Raw genomic sequence first — 845 nt, 5'->3', positions numbered from 1 at the left:
TATCATGAATTATTTAAAAAGCTGTAAAACCACAAATAACACATAATAAGGATAATAATATGAGTACCAAAACTTATAAAATTCGTACCGCAGGCAAAGCCAATATTCCCGTATTAGGACTTGGTACCTGGCAATCAACAGGACAAGACTGTATTGATGTCGTCAGTCAAGCACTAAAAATGGGTTATGAGCATATTGATACTGCGCAAGCTTATGATAATGAAGTCGAAGTCGGAAAAGGTATCAAACAATCAGGCGTGGCTCGTGATAAGTTCTTTTTGACCACGAAGATTTTCCCTGATGATATGAAGTTTGAGCCAGAAAAGTTAATCGCAGCGGCCAAACGTTCTTTAGAAAATCTCGATACCGATTATGTCGACCTATTGCTATTACACTGGCCAGATTCCCGTGTACCGTTATCTGAGACCATTCCTGCATTGTGCGAGTTGCAAAAACAAGGCTTAACACGCAATATCGGCGTCTCTAACTTTAATATCGCCAATATTATTGAAGCAAAGAAACATGCTGATGTCCCTATTGTCGTCAACCAAGTCGAGTTTCATCCATTTATCAAACAAAACACCTTGCAGTCTTTTTTGAATAATCACCATATTTTATTGGAAGCTTACTCACCACTCGCACGCGGTGACGTGTTTAATAATGACGTTATCAAAGAGATTGCAGACAAGCATAACGTGACCCCAGCCCAAATATCATTGGCTTGGATACTATCGGATAAAGACCGTGTGGCTATTCCAAAGACTTCTAATCCTGATCATTTACAAGGTAACTTGGATGCTATCGAAGTCCAGCTTAGCGCCGATGAATTAGAAAAAATTGGCAAC

General features: G+C 39.4%; 1 protein-coding gene. It reads left to right on the top strand.

What is annotated here, in order from left to right; genetic code table 11:
* Nucleotides 1-59 precede the first annotated feature (59 nt).
* Nucleotides 60-845 (top strand): aldo/keto reductase (locus tag ACS8FD_RS18635; protein ID WP_439276940.1); only part of this gene is annotated, 786 nt, incomplete at its 3' end.

The organism is Psychrobacter sp. 1U2, from assembly GCF_051847575.1.
This window is presented reverse-complemented; position numbering and strand designations above follow the sequence as displayed.